Genomic DNA, 15985 nt, shown 5'->3' with positions numbered 1-15985 from the left:
CCGTGGGACTGTAACTGGGTCGGATCGATGCTACGGATGTGGCGCGTACTGGGCGATCCATTCGCGGATCACGCGCACATCGCGGGGAATCAGCCCCTGTGCCGGGTGCGGACGCACGAACGTAGTGGGCGCGGTACGCGACTTGCGCCAGCTCTCCGAGAGCATGTCGACTGACAGCGCGTCCTCGGTCCACAGAAGTGCTGCATCGCCGGGGACCGCCGCCTTGGCGACGGCAACCTTCCAGGGGCCCGATACCATCCGCTCACGCGCATCCAGCCCGTCTGCAGCATCGGCGGCGAGGACGTTCTCGTCGAACCACGGGATCTCCGGCAGCCCGTCCAGGATCGGCGGCAGCTGCCGGGTGTGTTCACGCCACGTCGATAACCACTGCACCGCCACACCGGCGTCGACAGCCGCGGCAACGGTCTCGACGACCGTCGCCGACCACAGCAGTGGGAGCTTCACCGGCTTGCCGTGACGGTCACGGTCCCCTTCGGGGTGGTCGATGGTCGCGGATCGCCAGTCCGGCCAGAAGCTTCGCCCGCCGCGCTTGGACAGCGCGTTGATCACGCCGTCGAAGTCGAGCAACCACATCGGCGTTGTCACGGTGTCAGCCCCTATTCCAGTGCGGTGAGTTCCGATTCAGCGTGCCGCTTCGAGATTGTGTCGCCCCACCGTCCTGCGATGTCCCAACGCACATCGCAGGAATATCCATAGCCGCTGATCCCGTTGTGGCGCACCTGATGCGACACCGTGCCGGCCGTCTCGCCGGGGACGAAGTACCGCCGCAGCGAGACAGGTACGTGGGCGGCGTCGGCGATCGTGACTCGCGCGCCTACTTTCCACCGTCCCACCGAACCTCCCTCAAGCAGCACATGTGCGAATCTCTAAAGTAGAGAATAGCAGGGCGGTGTCGAGTGAAAGGGGCGGGAGTTGAACCCGCGTGCAGCTGGCGTCCCAGCCGGCAGACCGTCTATGCCAACCCTCTCAGTGCTGTCGCCTCGGCGGGCTTCAACGTAGTCCGTGCGGGAATCGAACCCGCGCAACGGGTCTGAGAAACCCGCGGCCTGCCACTAACCGAACGGACCAAGATGGGGTTTGAGTGTGACCCGCAGCGGGCCAAGTCTCCACTGCGGGTAACACTCAAACCCCAGGTCACACACCCTTGGGTCGGTACGGCTGCCAAAGCAGCCGCATCCCCGCCTCCTCCGGCGTCCGGTCGGCCTTGCTCCAGTTGCATGGCCCGCAGGCGGCCACCAGGTTGAACCAGGTGTCACCACCACCGCGGGAACGTGGCAGCACGTGATCGTAGGTGTCAGCCCGACTGCCGCAGTAGGCGCAGGTGTGCTTGTCGCGGGCCAGGATGTCAGCGCGAGCGGCGTGCTCGGTGTCGCGCCGGTACGGCACGTGCACGTATCGCGCCAGCATCAGCGACCGCGGAACCTCGATCGCGACCGAGGGGGACCGCACCAGCCGCGGCGGAACGTGGGTCTCCAGCACGAACGCCGCCTCACGCAGGATCATGCTCACGGCGTCCTGCCAGGAGATGGTGCCGTGATCGGAGTAGTCGGCGTTGAACACCTGCACGGCAGGTGCGGGCAGCAATGTGGTCATGGCGCCGCACCTCCTTTCGGTGTCGTGGTCGGGCCAAGGTGGCGCGGGTGCGCCGGAAGTGGAGACTGGGAGATTCGAACTCCCGACATCCTGCTTGCAAAGCAGGCGCTCTACCGACTGAGCTAAGCCCCCGAGATGGTGCGCTGGCCCGGAAGGACTCGAACCTTCAACGGCGCGATTAACAGTCGCGTGCTCTGCCAATTAAGCTACGGGCCAATGTGTTTTGATCTGCGTACCCCTCCCCGGATTCGAACCGGGAACCTTCGGAACCTAAACCCGACGCCTCTACCAGTTGGGCCAGAGGGGCATGGTGCGGACGGCGGGGATCGAGCCCGCGGCCTTCGCGTTGGCAACGAGACGCGCTACCGGCTGCGCCACATCCACGTAGACCCGCGACTTTCGGCCAGCTGCAGTCTGACTTGCCCGGCACAGATTCACTCATCCGCCAACGGTCCCCGCGCGGGCAGGGCGACGCCGGGTCTGACGGTTCCACGCCCCGCTCGCGCAGCGGATGGTCACCGACAACCGTGGAGCCACCGTCGGGGGTTGAACCCGAGGCCTCCGCCTTACCAAGGCGGCGCTCTGCCACTGAGCTACGGCGGCGACGCACCGATGGGTGCGGGGGAGCCCCGAGCCGGATTCGAACCGGCGGCGGACACCGCTTACAAGGCGGCCGCTCTGGCCGGGCTGAGCTACCGGGGCGTGCTATCCCGCCTCGCGGCGGGTGCGGATACGTTCGACGCGCTGATCGTCGGTGGGCGCTACCCAGCCGTGGTACCCCGCTGAGTCGTCCCATTCGAGGGCATGGGTGCGCTGTTCGCGGCCGCACCAACGGCAGCCGTTCGGCGGCGGCGGTGCCGTCGTGGGTGTGGCATCAGGCATGTGCGACCCGCTGGCCGGCCGGCCAGAACTTGTCGACGGGGATGATCAACGTCGTGCCGCCGGCGCCGATGTCCTCGCGCCGGAACCAGTAACGGCGCTGGCCTTCCATCTGAGCCCCATACCCAAGGGCGATACGGGCTCCCTGGTAGACCCACTTTTCACGCGCCATCGCCAGCAGCTTAATCGGTACTGGCGCTGACGTGGACGGTGCAGTCATAGGCCGTCTCCAGCTTGGACTTCCACACCTGAGCCAGTGAACTGAGCGCCGCTGATTCAGGGTGGAACAGCGAGTACGACAGGACCAGCGTCTTCGACGGCCAGGACACCGTCTCGGTGGGCTCGGTGCGCGCGAACAGCACGTCATCACCCATATCGGCGGCCACCTCGCGGCACAGGGACTCGAGGTGGGAGCGATCTTCGGCTGTCGGGCGGCTGTCTGCGCCGCGGTAGGTGCCGTAGCGCAACGTGACGCACAGCTTCAAGTTCATCGACATGGTGAGTGTCCTTACTCCCTGGAGGCGATCAATTCCCTAAAACAGAGAATAGACGCCGTTGCCGACAAGTAGTCCGAGCAGGTTCGACACGCCGGACGGGGTCCGGTGAACGGGCTGCCCAGAGAGGATTCGAACCTCTACCGGCCTGATCCAGAATCAGGTGTCCTGCCAGTTAGACCACCGGGCAATGGGCGCGTGTACAGTCCGCGGACTTGCTGCCTCGCCAGGGTTCGAACCTGAACCGGGCGAACCAAAACCGCCGGTGCTGCCAGTTACACCACGAGGCAATGCGTGGCCCCCGCGGGAATCGAACCCGCACTCTCGGTGTGAGAACCGCGGTTTGAGCGCGGCGCGGCTGCCAGTTACGCCAGAGGGCCGTTGTTCGTCGAGCGCGATCGACGGAAACGATCTGCAGTGCGCGCCGCGCGCAGTGGAGCGGATGACGGGCATCGAACCCGCGACATCGACCTTGGAAGGGTCGCGCTCTACCAGCTGAGCTACATCCGCAAAGCCCCGGATCCGTGTCCGACGGGGCCACTCGGTGTGATGTGGCACGGCATTAGGGCGCTACCGCCGTGCGGGCGCCCCGCGATCGGCGTAGTCGAGAAAGCCGTGTCAGTGTGGCGACGCGTCCTGTATGCGCAGCGCATGCCGCCGCAGTTCATCGGCATTCTGAAACCAGATCACGCCCGGCAGAGCAGATCCGATCTCACCAAGCTCGACGCGCACGGCGGTGTCATCGAGATGCCCGGTGAAGCCGACCAGCGGGCGATCCACAGGCACTGATCCAACCGTGCCCACGCCCGCCGCGATGACCGGCAGGAACCGCTTGTGCTGGCCAAGTCTCGACGTTGCGGCCTGAAGGCAGTCGTCGCAGATGTTGAGCACCAACTCCTCACCGTCGAAACTGTCCCAGAACGTCGACCCGTAGTGCCCGCTGGTGCGGAACTCGGTGCCGCCGTACGGCTGGTTGTCGACATCGGCGAAGGCGTTGTGCAGAGATGTGGCGCAGACGAAGCAGGGCAGTGCATATTCGCTCATACCCGGAACAAGCCGGCTTGGTCGGCTGGGTGTCAAAACGGGGTGCGCCGCGAGGGGATCGAACCCCCGGCCCGCTGATTAAGAGTCAGCTGCTCTACCGACTGAGCTAGCGGCGCAAACGGCAGGACAGACCGGCATGTTTGTGTCCGGCCTGCCCTGCTCGAACCCGCACAAGCGCACCAGCTGGCACGCCTGTGCGGGGTGCTGGGCGCATGGCGGCGCCCAGCCGCTGTCCCGATCACCGGTCCGGGGTGCACCCACACGTCTGGCTGACCGCGCAGTGGCTCCCGGGGGAGCGGCGGTCGCCGAGGCGGCGAATACACCTGTCCCGGTGAGGGACAGCGCATCACACACTATGGAGTTCTCAAGTTCCTGGGCGGGGGCCCGGTGTCACCGAGTCCGCGAGCCGGAGCCGTAACCGCTGAGCGGGTTCGTATCCGACGAGGAGAATGGTGCACCGAAAGCGGCGCCGTGTCCAGCGTGTTTGTTCTCGAAAAGTGTTGCTGTGCAATCGTTTTAGATGCGGCAAAACGCAGAAACGTCAGGCGACGTTTCTGCCAGCGGCAACCGAAAAGGTGAGGGATTTATGAGATTTGTCTTCTGGCCCTTGCTTCCGGCTGGGGCACACACCCGCGAACGGGGTGGAAGGGCTACGGAATAGCCGGAAGCAACTGGGCTGACCGAAGTCGCGCGACTCAGCGAGCGCCCAGGCTCCGATGACATTGGTCTCGACCGTTTCCACGCACGACAACGCAGCCGGGGACGCAGTGCGCATCCCGACTGTCATGCGATAGTCGCGAGCCAACGTGGACATCCCCGCACGCTAACACCGGCGACCGACAGTGCCTAGCGCTTTACTGCGACACACCGCGAGTGCGCGATATGTGAATCGTTTCGTGTGCGAGCGCAACGGTGCATCGGCATCGGGAACTGCACCACATGCGGCGCGAGCAGCCTGAATTCGTCGGACCTTCGCAATAAGGTCGCGCCATGAGGACCGCTGCTGGCCTGGTGGTCGACCCACGAGTACACGCCGAGGAGATCGCCCGGTTCACGGGCTACATCGTAGAAGGACCCGCGGACCACGACTGCGACATCTGGATCGGCGGCATCGGTGCGGACGGATACGGACGGTTCCACATCAACCGCGGTGGAGCCCGTTTCTGTGTGCGCCCCAATCGCTATGCCCTGGCACTGTTCGGCGGGGGAGCCGTGGCTCCCCGAATACTTGCACTGCATGAGTGCGACAACCCGATCTGCACCCGCGTCGGCCCGCATCACATCGTCGGCGGCGATCAACGCCACAACATGGCGCGCATGGTGGCGATGCGCCGAGGCGGCAGCGGTCGCGTCATCCGCGGCGCTCTTCGTGATCTGCGCCGGCAACGCTCGGTGGCGCTGCGTGAAGCGGTGCGCTGCGGGTGGGACGCCTGCGCGGTGGAAGCCGCGCTACTCGGAAACCAGCCGACACTGTGGTGAGTGGACGTGACACCGCCGCGCACCCGCTCACCACTGTGCGTCAGGACAACGCCCACGGCGCAATGGCCGTCGAGGTTCGCAGGCCTATGCCGCGGGTTTTGTCTGGCCGGCGTCCTCAGAAGACACGAAGCTGACCTCGCGCAGCACCAGCGTCCTTGCACGGGTCATCGCCACGTAGAGCATCCGCAACTTGGCGGTGTCCTCGATGTCGACCTCGCCCATCAGCACGTGCACGCGCTCCCACGTACCCCCTTTGGCCTTGTGGATCGTCGAGACGGTCACGTCGGCCATATCCCGAGACGCAACCACGGTGCGCGCCAACTGCTCCAGCGCCTCGGCGCCATGCGTGCGCACCAACGTCACGGTGGCGTGCAGTGACTCCTCCTCGACGCCCGGAACCGAGCGCAGCCATTCACGCCAGCTCACCAGATCGGTGAACCGGCGCAGCACCGGCTCGGCACACTCGTCGGCCCTACCGCTTTCGACCAGCGCCACGTCACGTGCCAGCGAAACCAGGTCTTGCAGATCCAGCGTCGAGTAGACGCGGCGGCCGGCACGGGTGTGGCTCACGATCGCATCGACCACCTGGCGGTTGGTGGCACACACCACCGCGTCGCAACCGAACGCTTCGTGCTCGTCGAACACGTCGCGCAGATGGCCGTCTGCCGGGCCGACCCCGAGCAGGCGCATCGGCACTTCGTGACCCGGGTCGAGCAGCTCGAGGATCCCGTTGGCGTGTGCGGCGATCTCGGGGCCGAACCGGCGCGACTCGCGCAGTGGAAGTGTGACCACACCCTGCTGTGCTGAGAAGCCCTGCATGGCATCGATGCTGCCGGTGAACGAGTACAGCTCCTGGAACGGGTCGCCGCACAGGACCAGCTGCACACGACCGCGCTGGGCCAGCACCAGACCGGCCATGACCCCGTTTGCGTCCTGCGCCTCGTCGTAGAGAACTACATCGCCGTCGGAGCCAATCTGTGGCGACGTGAGTGCCCAAGCTTTGAGGTAGTGGTCGTGGCTCGTCTTCAACTGCCCGTGCGGACTGGTCAGCTCCGCCCACAACGCCTGCGCACTCTCCAGCAGGGCCGCGCGCACCAGTGGTCGTAGCGCCGGCTCCAGCTCACCCAGATAAGGCACATGATCCTCGGTCATAGTGGGGGAGGCGGACTGGCAGAACAGCTTTACCGTGTCGCGGGTAAGGGTCAGGAACCGTCGCTGGGCCCCGAACGGCAGGCTGTAGTTGGGGATCTCGATGCGGGTGTAGGCGTTGGTGTTCGGGTTGAACTCCACGGTCGCCCGCAGACATCGTGACGCTTTCGCGATACCGAGGTGCTTCATCTCGGCGCGGATCGGCATGCTGTCACGGTTGAGGTGATCGACCATGTGCGTCAGCGCCGGATTCGTCCGACATCCGCGATACGCCAGTGCATGTGCGGTTGAGGCTCGCGCGTTGGTCAAGCCGAAATCGGCGAAGGTGGCACCGACTTCTTCGGCGTTGCGCTTGTTGAACGTGATGTACCAGGCGGTGGTTGTGGGCCGGTACATCTGCGCAGCCGCGGCGATGAACGCCAGAGTCGTGCTCTTGCCGGTACCGGCGCCAGCCTGCACAGCCAGGTCGGCGCCGGCCAGGAACGCGGCGATGATCGCCTGCTGTTCGGTCGACGGCGACATGGTGACGCTCACGCGGGCTCTCTTCTCTTCGAGGCGACAGATCTCTAAAACGGAGACTAGCGGCAGTCTCCGACGCATTCGAAGATCACGCGGAGAGACCGCCTTCGGCGTGTGCGATGAGGAGACAACAGGCAGGCGCCCGACACGCGGGGCCTACCGCGGCACCCACATTCGCGATGCGCACCGTCTGTGGCGGGATTCGAGTGGTGCCACGGCGTGAGTTTGCTAGCCGCGGTGGCGGCGCGATCGGCGGCGAGTTCACCGTGAACTGCGGTTAGGGCGCCGGTGGTTCCTGTGAAAATAACGTCTGACCAGCCTCTTAGCGCCCAACGGTGCATACCCGAGTCCGTTCGCCGTCTCTGCGCTCCGCAGTCTCGTGCCCCTGCGCATTCCGCTGGTGTAGATCGCACTAACTTTTCCCGTTGGCGCACCGTTGACCTGCGGAAAGTGTCAGAGTTTTCGGTGATCTCGCCGTGAGCTGGACAGTTGCATTGATGTCGCCAGAGGGGGGAGGGGGTCTGACGGTAACCGTCTTTACACGGTCGCATGTGACGTGGCTCACAGCGGTTTATCGGGGCGATGAATGGTGACAGTTTCTTTTACTCGTTCATGTTTTTAGTTAGTGTATCTAGTTATATGTATCTATCAGGCAATTCTACTTTTACGCATCCGACAATAAGACCGTTTTTGTAGCGAAAAGTGTTTCAGTGAATTTCTTCATGATTGACGACCCCCTCCCCCTTCTGGCGACATGGATGCTGCACTGCAGGTAGCGCCGTGATTGCACGCCGTGCTGACAGTTTCCGCTGGTCAAAAGTGCGTCAACCGAAAATATTCGTGCGTTCTGCGCCATCGGTTTGGCGTCCGACAACTGTCTACGAAATCCTGTGAGCCGTGTCACGGCACGTGATGGCCGGGCAGCGCAGCGCAAACCGGGGAGCGTGTGCGGGTGGGGCCGAATCTGTTAACTGGTGCCCCGCGGTATGAGACGCGCTCCTGCGTTTTCCAGTGACCAGACCTGCCGCCGATGCCCACAAGGTCGCGGCTGGCCGGCACGCTCGCGATGATCGCAGCCGATGTCCCAGCTGCGTCCGCTCAGCCGCGCCCTGGACCGCAACCGTGCCGCTGGGTACCGAGTCAGGCGAGACGGAGTATCGCTTCGAGGTGCGTTGCCGGGCAGAGGCCGAAAGCGAGGTGCGCGCGTTGGTGATGGACGCTGTGCGGTCTCAGTCGAACTGACGGCGAATACCTGGCGTTCGCCAGTTCGACGGAGACGCTTCGCCTATACCGCCGTTCAGTAGATCTGGCGGTTCGGTGACGAGGGCGGCTTCACTCGACTGCGGTGGAAAGAGTAGTCCGACCCCAGAAGGGCCGGAATGCAATGCTGACTCATCCAGATCGTGGCAGCACACCGCCCGGGAATTCCGCATACCGATTCCGTGGTGGCTGGTCAGGGGAGCTGTCAGAGCATCGCCATGCCCAGCACGCCGCGTCGCAGGAAGAGGTGCTGTTCTAGGGTTCACGGTATGAGAGGTGGCGGTGTCGGTATTGATTGGACTATGGCCCCACTGTGGGTGCGAACGGGGTATCGCTTCTTTCCGTTCGCCGCCGAGGTCGGTGATGTGTGGTGGGTGTTGAGGTTCAACGTCGGTTTCCCGGAGCACGATCTGTTCACGGTGTTCGTCGGCAATCGGGCCGCAGCTGATGTGACCGGTGATCCGAAATCTGTTGTGCCGCTTATTGCGAGTATCGGGTCGTTGAGTCCGGTGAGCTCGCAGGGAGCGGAATTGGACACGGAGACGGCGCGTGCGCTCGTCGGTGAGGTGGCCAGGTTCGTCGAGTACGGCAGTGAAGACGGCCAGCCGTGTGTGTTCTGCTCGCATGAGCGTGATGGGCTGACCCGCAATAAGTAGGCAGCGCCGCAGAGCTTAATCGGGACGCCGGCCGCAATTCGTCAACCGCCAACTCGATTGCGATAACCGCCAAGTTCAACGAGAACGGACAGACGCAATCGCCCGCCCCGACTTCACCATTCGTTCCGTAGCCGCCGAAGACCTGGTGGCCGACAACGAGGTGAGGATCGTGGCCATGGTCGTCGCAGCCGAGCGCAATGACCGCGCGGTGGAATCGGCACTGGCCGCCGTGATTACCGCCGCACCGGTGACCGCCGTGCGCTGGAGCGCCGAAGACCTCAGCGGGGTCGATTAGCAGTTATCGAAAGCGCGGGTGCCGCGGTCCGCCCACGCGACCGTGGGTGCAGCCGGGACACATCGTGACCGGTAACTTCGGGTAAGAAGCGCCAGGTGCAGCCGGGGAGACCTTCTTCCGCAAGTTGCGGACGTTGTTGCACACGTCGCGCATCTTGCGTGGCCTACTTCGTCTCGTTCGGGTGACTGGTGTGCACCTGCTCCAAGTAGACCGTCCGCCCCTCAACGTAGAACCAGATGCGGGCGGTGCCTTTGAGCGTCGGCTTGTGCTGCCAGCGCGTGTGCGCCTTGCCGTCGCGGTCGATCGTCCCGTACTCGCCCTTCAGCGGGTAGTTCGTCGGCAGGTTCGCCAGCGGGGTCCGCGTCAGGAAGTCCCACGCGTCGGCGAGAGGGTTGCGGATCGTCGCGGCGAGATCCTGCCACCCCCTCTTGGCGTTGGTCGTGGCAAAGCGGATCTCGTACTCGATCTTCTTCGGCGGCCGCGGGACAAGCTCCCCCTTGCCTGCCACCGCTACGGACGCTCCACAACGGTGTCGTCATCGCCGTCGTCCAACCACTCGAGATCGGCCTGGCCGAGTCCGGCGGCGATCGCGGTCGCCGTCTCCCGCCACGAGGTCAGCTCCGAGAGCACCCGGTGCGGCTGGTCGGTGGAGAAAGAGGCCCGCGCGGCGTCGACGAGATCCTGGGCGCAGGTAGCACGGTCCTGCGGCGACAAGGCGAGCATCCACGGGAAAGCCCGGGACATGCGGTCGGCGAGAGGGCCGTCGTCACTCACCGCGGCGCCGATGAGCTGCGCGGCGAACTGCAGCATACGGTTGCGGCTGTCGGCCTCACGCTGCGACATGAGCACAAGATCTTCGCCGTCACGGCGGGTCACCGTCACCGGGTGATCCTCAGCCTCGGCGAACACCTCGGCTGAGCGCTTGCTCAGGTCCGAGGAGCGGCGCGTGGTGGTGCGGAGCGCGGTTGTGGCCATGCCGCCATGCTATTCGGAACGTGTTCGGAAGTCCAAGTGAGTTCCGTCGCTCAGCGGCGCGGAGGCTCGTCCCGTATCTGGTCGCGCAATTGTTAGTCGACACCAGAAGCCGGAATGTGTGAAAATCGCGCATATGGACGGCAAGATCCTTGGTGAGCGGATTGTCGAGGCCAGAAAGGCCCGCGATCTGACGCAGGAACATCTTGCTGCCACCATTGGAATCGACCGCAGCGCGCTCGGCCTGATCGAGAAGGGTAAGCGCAAAGTGTCGGCCATCGAACTGGTCGACCTGGCAGCTGCCCTGTCGACCCCGCTGGCATGGTTCGTGCGCGACCCCCTGGCCGCGGTGATCAGTCGCCGCGCCGAGGCGGGTCCAAGTCACGAGGTGACCGCCAGGCTCGATCAGGCGCTGGAACTGTTCGCCGGCGACGTGGCCGAATTGCTGGCCGACGGAGTGATCCGGCCCTTGCCCGACCGGCCGGCCTGGCGGACTCCTCAGTCAGTCGCGTCGGCAGAGATGGTTGCGCGCCAGGTGCGAGAACACCTCGGATTGGGCCATGAGCCGCTTGGCGATGTCGCGGCCGTCGCGGAACGGTTCGGCCTGTATTCCTGCGCGCTCAGGTTCGGCGAGCAGGGTGCCGACGGCGCGCTGGTCGCGGTGGCAGACGGTGCGGCAGTGGCGGTCATCGACGGGGATGCCCGGGTCGGCCGGAGACGCATGTCGTTGGCCCATGAACTCGGTCATTGGCTGTTCGGCGATGCTTTTGATTCCAATACCGGGACCGATACCGAGCAGCTGATCACCTCGTTTGCCGCATTCTTCCTGGCGCCGCGCGCTGGCGTGACCGCGTTGTGGAACCAGTACCGCTCCGAGCGGCTGCGTGACACGGTGGTTCGCGTGGCGGGCATCTATCGTTTGTCGTGGTCGGCGGCGGTGCTGCACCTGCACACGCTCCATCTGATCACGGACGAGCAGCGGCGAGTGTTGGAGCCGACACGACCCGCGATCGGTGAGTTCACGAAGCTGCAGATCATTCTGGATACAGACGAGCTTCGACCGCCGTCGGTGTCTCCGGGGCTGGCCGCTGCCGTGCTCGACGCGTACGTCGATCTGCGGATCTCGGCGCCACGGGCGGTGGAGTTGTTGCGCGGCCAGTTGGACATCGCTGATTTGCCGCAGCCTCGCGCTGAGATTGCCGCCGACTACGCCCGAATGGGTTGAGCGCCCCGCCGCGGTGGGTGATGGACACGTCGACCTTCACTCACTTCTGTCGCGCCGGGCATCAGGACATCTTGCGCAGGCTCGCCCCGCAAGGACTGATCCTGATCCCGGACACGGTGTACTCGGAGGTCTTGGACGGTCGGGATCGCGATTACGACATCCCAGCTGTTGGTGACCTCGAATGGGTAGAGGTCGGTGTGTTGACCGAGCAGGAGCAGGACACTCAGCTCGACATCAAGGTGTACATGCCGTCGCAGGTGGGCGAGTCTGCGCGCAAACACCTTGGCGAGTGCGCTGTGCTGGCCTGCGCGATTCATCGACAGATGGTCGCGGTGATCGATGACGGTGGCGGCCGCGGCCAGGCTGTCAGTCGCGGTGTGCGGCACGTGAACTCGATGTGGATCATTGCGCAGGCGCGTAAGCGACTCGATGATGTCGACTCCGAGGCGGCGGAACAGATCTACGCTGACCTCGTTGCCACCGGGATGCGGTTGCCGCAGGTTGATAGCTTTATCCGCTGGGCATATGGAGTTGGTCTGCTGCCGTAGGTGATCGGCTACGTCGATGCGGGCGAATCGGTGGAACTGTCCGGTTATCGGCCTCATCGAGGGGCGTTGAGTCAACGACGGGCGAGCGTTGTGAATCCCGGGTCGATCAGGCCGAGCCACGCGTCCTGGTCATCGGCCAGGGGCTGTTTCAGCGGCAGGGGAGTGAACCGGCAGTTGAAGACCATGAGGGGGACCCGTTTGGTGGTCCAGTCGCTATGCGACTTGGGGTTGGTGGGTCGTGGTCCACTGTAGAGCGAACTCCGCTGGGGTAAGTTCGCCGTGGGCGGAGTGGGGTCGGTTGGCGTTGTAATCGCAGCGCCAGTCCTCGATGATCACCCGGGCCTCCAGAAGCGAGTCGAAGCGCCACGAGTTGAGCAGTTCATCACGCAGGCGGCCGTTGAAGGATTCGATCCAGGCGTTCTGCCACGGCGAGCCGGGATCAATGAAAAGGGAACCGGCACTGTTGAATCGGCACCAATCGCTCACGGCGTGGGCCACGAACTCGGGCCCGTTGTCGAAGCGCACGTAGTGCGGCGCCCCGTGGGTGAGGGCCAGGCGATCCAAGACGTCGACGACGCCGTCGGCGTTGATGGCGCGGTCGACCTCAATCGCGAGTGCTTCGCGGGTGAACTCGTCGATGACGTTGAGCATCTTGAGGATGCGGCCATCGGCGGTCGTGTCGAACTGGAAGTCCATCGCCCAGATCACGTTCGGGCGGATCGGTGACATCGCACCCACGGCGACACCGATGCCGGTCAGCCGCTTCTTGCGGCGGCGCTGTGGGACCCGCAAGCCCTCTTCACGCCACAGCCGGCGGATGCGCTTGTTGTTGGCTTTCCAGCCGGCCTTGCGGGCCATCTTGGCTGCCCGTCGCCACCCCCCAGCGAGGTCGATCGGTGGAGAACCGGCGCAACCAAGCCCGCAGCTCGGCCTCCTCGGTGGCGATCGGCGCCGGCGTCAGGCGCATCGTGGAGCGGTGCAGACCCACGACCGTGCAGGCGCGGCGACCCCGAACCGCTCGCGCAGCACCGTGACGGCGCTGCGCTTGCGGTTCGGGGTCAGAAGTTTCCCGCCGAGATCTCCTTGAGCATGTCGATGTCGAGGGCCTGGTTGGCGACCATCTTCTTGAGCCGGGCGTTCTCGGCTTCGAGTTCTTTGAGACGCTTGGCGTCGTTGGCCTTCATGCCGCCGTACTGGGCAAGCCAGCGATGCCACGTCGACTCCGCGATCTCTAGGTGTCGGCACACCTCGCTCAGTTCCTGGCCCGCTGCAGGAGCTTGTTGCCCTCGGCGAGCTTGCGGATGATCTGGTCCGGTGTGCCGCCGGCGCTTGTTCGATGCCATGTCGTTGTTGATTCTTCCTTGCCCGCAGACCGGGCAACAGAGTCGCACAACGACTGGACCACTACGAAGGGCTCACCTCAACCATGCCAGCGTCTGTGCCGTCACCGACGACCTCGTGAGTCCACGCCTGGCGGCGTCTGGGCTGTGGTGTCGGCCGCGAAGAATGTCGTGGTGCGGGGAGCGCCGGTCACCGGGTGTGGCCGGTGCTCGACGTGAAGCTGTTGTCGCAGCCTCACACCCTCGGCGGACCATTCGACGTTGAGCGCGGGTTCCCGAGACTGCACCGGTACCACGCAGCCAGCGGCATCCAGATGGCCGGCGCAGTGTCGGTCGTCAGCGCCCCGCCTACAGTTCCACCAATGAGGTGGTTCCCGTGGCGCAGAAGCGACCGTCCCGCGCCCGCGCCCGAACCGCCACCGCCGAGCCCCGCGGCCGTCCGCATCCTCGACCAACTCGTCGACCACCATCACGACGGCCCGCCGACGGCGATCGGGTGGTCCCTGCGTCACGAGGGGCCGCCGTGGGAGGCGTTGGAGGAACTTCGCCGGCTCGGCTACTGCGAGGTGACGCGCGACCAAGACATGGTCGAGGTGGATTTCACCGAGCTGGGGCGGCGTCTCTACGTGTGAAAATCGCGCCGCCCCGCACCTACTGATTCGTCGTCGGCGCCAGCACCTGCAGCCCAGTCAGGAGCAGGCCGGCGTCGCGCTGGTAGGTGGGGTTGTCGGGGTCTTTGGTCTGCACGGTGGCGGTGACGAGGTAGGGCTGGGTGCCGCTGGTGGTGAGGATCTGCAGTGCCTGGACGTGCTGGTCGGGTCCGGGTGCGCCCATGCTCGGGGTACGGAACTGGAGCTTCTCAGCGGGCAGGCCGCAGACGGTGACTGCTTCGGTGCTCATGTCTTTGGCGCCGGCGATGCGGGTGAGGTTCTGTTGGGCCTGGCCGTAGACGGTCTGCGCATCACCCGGCGGCGCGGCCTCGATGGTGATGACGATGTTGGGCGCGAACTGCTCGGCGATCAAAGATCGGTTGACCAGGGCGTATCGGATCAGTTCGCTGTCGAGCTGGGTGAACCGTGTCCAGCCTTGCGGCTCGGGCAGCCGCAGCTGCGGCTCAAGGGCGCTGCGGGCAGGCACGTCGACCATCGCCGATTCCGATGTGGCGCATGCGCTGTCGTCGCCGACGGGCGCCATGTTCGACCACGGTGACGCCGGGGCGGGCAGGGTCTTGTCGGCGAAAATGTTGCGCATCTCGTCGATGGTGAGCGGCTTCTCCTCGGTGCCGCACGCCACGGCTGTCGTCGCGGCGAGCGTCAGAATGGCAGCGGTGACCAGTTGGCGGAGAAGAGTTTTCGGACGGTTCATGGTGTCGGAACTCCATCTGCTTTCGTGGTGGGTTTGGACCGCAGCGCGGGTGGCGCGCCACAGGGACGCCCGGTCGGGAGGCGTGACGCTCGCGGGACGTGCTGCGAGTCTGCCTGGTTCCGAGCCTATGCCCGCCGGATGTGGGCGCTGTGCGCCAATTCGACGCCCGGCCGACCTGGCGGCTCAGGACGCTTGAACCCTCGGTTGTCGAGCAAGCGCGAAAGCGTCAGTGCGCGGGGCTGGCGGGCATGGCGCCGTCCTCGGACAGGCAGCCCGCTGTGGACTTGCGGGGACGGGGTTCTGGAACTGGGCGGCTGGCTGCTGGCGCAGCGGGTCGACACGCCCTTTCCGCGGACACCGCCGTGAAGGCCGATGAGAGAATCGAGAGCCATGACCTACCGTGACTTTGCAGGCGGAACAAAAGTGTTCGACAGGCGTGGACGCCGGGGGCTTCTCATCTTCGACGAAGAGCCGGGCAACCCGACAATCGGTGATTGCCGGGGTTGGATCGCCTACCAGATGTTCGGCGGCGGCGAATTCGAGCGCGTGAGCGAGATGACCACGTGGAAACATGCAGAGGCAGTCCTTGGACCCTTACATGCAAGCACATATCGGGGACCGAACATCCCTGCAAGCTACAAAGGTTCTGCGGCCGACCTTGATCTGATCATGGCCCGGCTGTCGAGTGCCGGCCTGGCGGGGTGAGTGACGTCGAAGTCGTCGGTGTCCCGTCTGATTTGCGCGAAGCAGCGCCGGGAACCCGCGTGCTGCCCAGCAGTACGGCTGTGCGCCGCGGCGTCCTCAGCCGTCGAACGCCAGCGCCAGCGTGAACAGTGTCATCGGCGCGAACGGCACCGAGGCGAGCACCACCAGCAGCACCGGGATCACCCGCCGGCTGGTGATCGCGGCTGTCCACGCACCGAGCGCGGCGATGATTCCGCCGATCACCGCGACCCGGTTGCCGACCACGGCAGTACCCGGTGGCGCGATGCCGTTCATGAGCTTGTCGGTCATGTCGGGGTCGCGCAGCACCGCCCAGATCAGCAGGTAGGCGATGGCCATCGCGGCGAGAGCGGTGATCGACAGCAGCACGGCGCGGTCTCGGGCCTGTTCCTGACTCATGGTTCCATCGTCAGTCAAAGCAGC

19 protein-coding genes, 12 tRNA genes and 1 pseudogene are annotated in these 15985 nt (G+C 65.2%); 7 read left to right on the top strand and 25 right to left on the bottom strand.

From position 1 onward, the window contains the following. Positions 1–30 precede the first annotated feature (30 nt). The 19 genes from G6N67_RS33745 to G6N67_RS33660 form a co-directional block, all read right to left on the bottom strand. The gene (locus tag G6N67_RS33745) at positions 31–606 is read right to left on the bottom strand and encodes a hypothetical protein (RefSeq protein ID WP_131524822.1); all 576 of its coding nucleotides are present in this window, start codon (positions 604–606) and stop codon (positions 31–33) included. 11 nt (positions 607–617) lie between these two features. Continuing rightward, positions 618–854 (bottom strand): hypothetical protein, encoded by a 237-nt coding sequence (locus G6N67_RS33740; RefSeq protein WP_131524825.1) that lies wholly within the window; start codon positions 852–854, stop codon positions 618–620. 64 nt (positions 855–918) lie between these two features. Beyond that, positions 919–989, bottom strand: a tRNA-OTHER gene (locus tag G6N67_RS33735). 28 nt (positions 990–1017) lie between these two features. Beyond that, positions 1018–1088 (bottom strand) — tRNA-Glu (locus G6N67_RS33730). Positions 1089–1155: 67 nt separating this feature from the next. Then, entirely contained in the window at positions 1156–1614 is a 459-nt protein-coding gene (locus tag G6N67_RS33725) for an HNH endonuclease (RefSeq protein ID WP_036376710.1), read from the bottom strand. A gap of 59 nt (positions 1615–1673) precedes the next feature. Continuing rightward, a tRNA-Ala gene (locus G6N67_RS33720) sits at positions 1674–1746 on the bottom strand. Between the two features lie 11 nt (positions 1747–1757). Further along, positions 1758–1830, bottom strand: a tRNA-Asn gene (locus G6N67_RS33715). A 17-nt stretch (positions 1831–1847) separates the two neighbouring features. Then, positions 1848–1921 (bottom strand) — tRNA-Leu (locus G6N67_RS33710). A 1-nt stretch (position 1922) separates the two neighbouring features. Then, a tRNA-Gly gene (locus tag G6N67_RS33705) sits at positions 1923–1998 on the bottom strand. A 144-nt stretch (positions 1999–2142) separates the two neighbouring features. Next, positions 2143–2217 (bottom strand) — tRNA-Thr (locus tag G6N67_RS33700). 22 nt (positions 2218–2239) lie between these two features. Continuing rightward, positions 2240–2316, bottom strand: a tRNA-Thr gene (locus G6N67_RS33695). 3 nt (positions 2317–2319) lie between these two features. After that, entirely contained in the window at positions 2320–2496 is a 177-nt protein-coding gene (locus G6N67_RS38875; RefSeq protein ID WP_165572187.1) for a hypothetical protein, read from the bottom strand. Further along, positions 2489–2665 carry a hypothetical protein gene (locus G6N67_RS33690; protein WP_163642404.1) on the bottom strand — a complete coding sequence of 59 codons (177 nt, stop codon included), beginning with the start codon at positions 2663–2665 and terminating at the stop codon, positions 2489–2491. Before G6N67_RS33690 ends, G6N67_RS38875 begins: the two co-directional genes overlap by 8 nt. 10 nt (positions 2666–2675) lie before the next feature. Further along, the gene (locus G6N67_RS33685; protein WP_036439613.1) at positions 2676–2990 is read right to left on the bottom strand and encodes a hypothetical protein; all 315 of its coding nucleotides are present in this window, start codon (positions 2988–2990) and stop codon (positions 2676–2678) included. 114 nt (positions 2991–3104) lie between these two features. Further along, positions 3105–3177: transfer RNA gene (locus G6N67_RS33680), tRNA-Gln, on the bottom strand. Between the two features lie 105 nt (positions 3178–3282). Further along, positions 3283–3367 (bottom strand) — tRNA-Leu (locus G6N67_RS33675). A gap of 54 nt (positions 3368–3421) precedes the next feature. Next, a tRNA-Gly gene (locus G6N67_RS33670) sits at positions 3422–3497 on the bottom strand. Positions 3498–3605: 108 nt separating this feature from the next. Continuing rightward, positions 3606–4031 carry a hypothetical protein gene (locus tag G6N67_RS33665; protein WP_036376718.1) on the bottom strand — a complete coding sequence of 142 codons (426 nt, stop codon included), beginning with the start codon at positions 4029–4031 and terminating at the stop codon, positions 3606–3608. A gap of 43 nt (positions 4032–4074) precedes the next feature. Then, positions 4075–4147 (bottom strand) — tRNA-Lys (locus G6N67_RS33660). 874 nt (positions 4148–5021) lie between these two features. Here G6N67_RS33660 and G6N67_RS33655 point away from each other — a divergent pair. Further along, positions 5022–5510: a hypothetical protein gene (locus tag G6N67_RS33655; protein ID WP_036439615.1), complete on the top strand. Its 489-nt coding sequence runs from the start codon at positions 5022–5024 to the stop codon at positions 5508–5510. An 84-nt stretch (positions 5511–5594) separates the two neighbouring features. Here G6N67_RS33655 and G6N67_RS33650 read toward each other — a convergent pair whose 3' ends face one another. Beyond that, positions 5595–7193, bottom strand: coding sequence for an AAA family ATPase (locus G6N67_RS33650; protein ID WP_036376726.1), 1599 nt, complete (start codon positions 7191–7193; stop codon positions 5595–5597). 1547 nt (positions 7194–8740) lie between these two features. Here G6N67_RS33650 and G6N67_RS33645 point away from each other — a divergent pair. Both G6N67_RS33645 and G6N67_RS39765 read left to right on the top strand, forming a co-directional pair. Beyond that, entirely contained in the window at positions 8741–9094 is a 354-nt protein-coding gene (locus G6N67_RS33645; protein WP_036376747.1) for a hypothetical protein, read from the top strand. Between the two features lie 97 nt (positions 9095–9191). Then, a complete protein-coding gene (locus G6N67_RS39765; protein WP_337349805.1) occupies positions 9192–9389 on the top strand; it encodes a hypothetical protein in 198 nt (65 codons plus the stop codon). A 163-nt stretch (positions 9390–9552) separates the two neighbouring features. On the opposite strand, the gene G6N67_RS33640 is transcribed toward G6N67_RS39765, so the two are convergent. Further along, the gene (locus tag G6N67_RS33640; RefSeq protein WP_036439618.1) at positions 9553–9897 is read right to left on the bottom strand and encodes a hypothetical protein; all 345 of its coding nucleotides are present in this window, start codon (positions 9895–9897) and stop codon (positions 9553–9555) included. Between the two features lie 2 nt (positions 9898–9899). After that, positions 9900–10364, bottom strand: a complete 465-nt coding sequence (locus G6N67_RS33635) for a prevent-host-death protein (protein WP_036376751.1) — start codon at positions 10362–10364, stop codon at positions 9900–9902. Positions 10365–10497: 133 nt separating this feature from the next. On the opposite strand from G6N67_RS33635, the gene G6N67_RS33630 reads away from it, so the two are divergent. Together G6N67_RS33630 and G6N67_RS33625 are read left to right on the top strand one after the other, a co-directional pair. Beyond that, a complete protein-coding gene (locus G6N67_RS33630; protein ID WP_036376753.1) occupies positions 10498–11586 on the top strand; it encodes a helix-turn-helix domain-containing protein in 1089 nt (362 codons plus the stop codon). Positions 11587–11606: 20 nt separating this feature from the next. Then, positions 11607–12134: a PIN domain-containing protein gene (locus G6N67_RS33625; protein WP_036376756.1), complete on the top strand. Its 528-nt coding sequence runs from the start codon at positions 11607–11609 to the stop codon at positions 12132–12134. Between the two features lie 213 nt (positions 12135–12347). On the opposite strand, the pseudogene G6N67_RS33620 reads toward G6N67_RS33625, so the two are convergent. Continuing rightward, a pseudogene (locus G6N67_RS33620) lies at positions 12348–13477 on the bottom strand (IS3 family transposase). Positions 13478–13917: 440 nt separating this feature from the next. Here G6N67_RS33620 and G6N67_RS33615 point away from each other — a divergent pair. Beyond that, positions 13918–14106: a hypothetical protein gene (locus G6N67_RS33615; protein WP_036376916.1), complete on the top strand. Its 189-nt coding sequence runs from the start codon at positions 13918–13920 to the stop codon at positions 14104–14106. A 19-nt stretch (positions 14107–14125) separates the two neighbouring features. Here G6N67_RS33615 and G6N67_RS33610 read toward each other — a convergent pair whose 3' ends face one another. After that, a complete protein-coding gene (locus G6N67_RS33610; RefSeq protein ID WP_051579169.1) occupies positions 14126–14839 on the bottom strand; it encodes a hypothetical protein in 714 nt (237 codons plus the stop codon). A gap of 390 nt (positions 14840–15229) precedes the next feature. On the opposite strand from G6N67_RS33610, the gene G6N67_RS33605 reads away from it, so the two are divergent. Then, the gene (locus tag G6N67_RS33605; RefSeq protein WP_036439621.1) at positions 15230–15544 is read left to right on the top strand and encodes a hypothetical protein; all 315 of its coding nucleotides are present in this window, start codon (positions 15230–15232) and stop codon (positions 15542–15544) included. A 96-nt stretch (positions 15545–15640) separates the two neighbouring features. Here the strand turns inward: G6N67_RS33605 and G6N67_RS33600 are convergent, their stop codons facing one another. Then, positions 15641–15961, bottom strand: coding sequence for a hypothetical protein (locus G6N67_RS33600; RefSeq protein ID WP_036439623.1), 321 nt, complete (start codon positions 15959–15961; stop codon positions 15641–15643). Positions 15962–15985: the final 24 nt, after the last annotated feature.

Source organism: Mycolicibacterium mageritense (assembly GCF_010727475.1).
GTDB classification, from domain to species: domain Bacteria; phylum Actinomycetota; class Actinomycetes; order Mycobacteriales; family Mycobacteriaceae; genus Mycobacterium; species Mycobacterium mageritense.
This window is presented reverse-complemented; position numbering and strand designations above follow the sequence as displayed.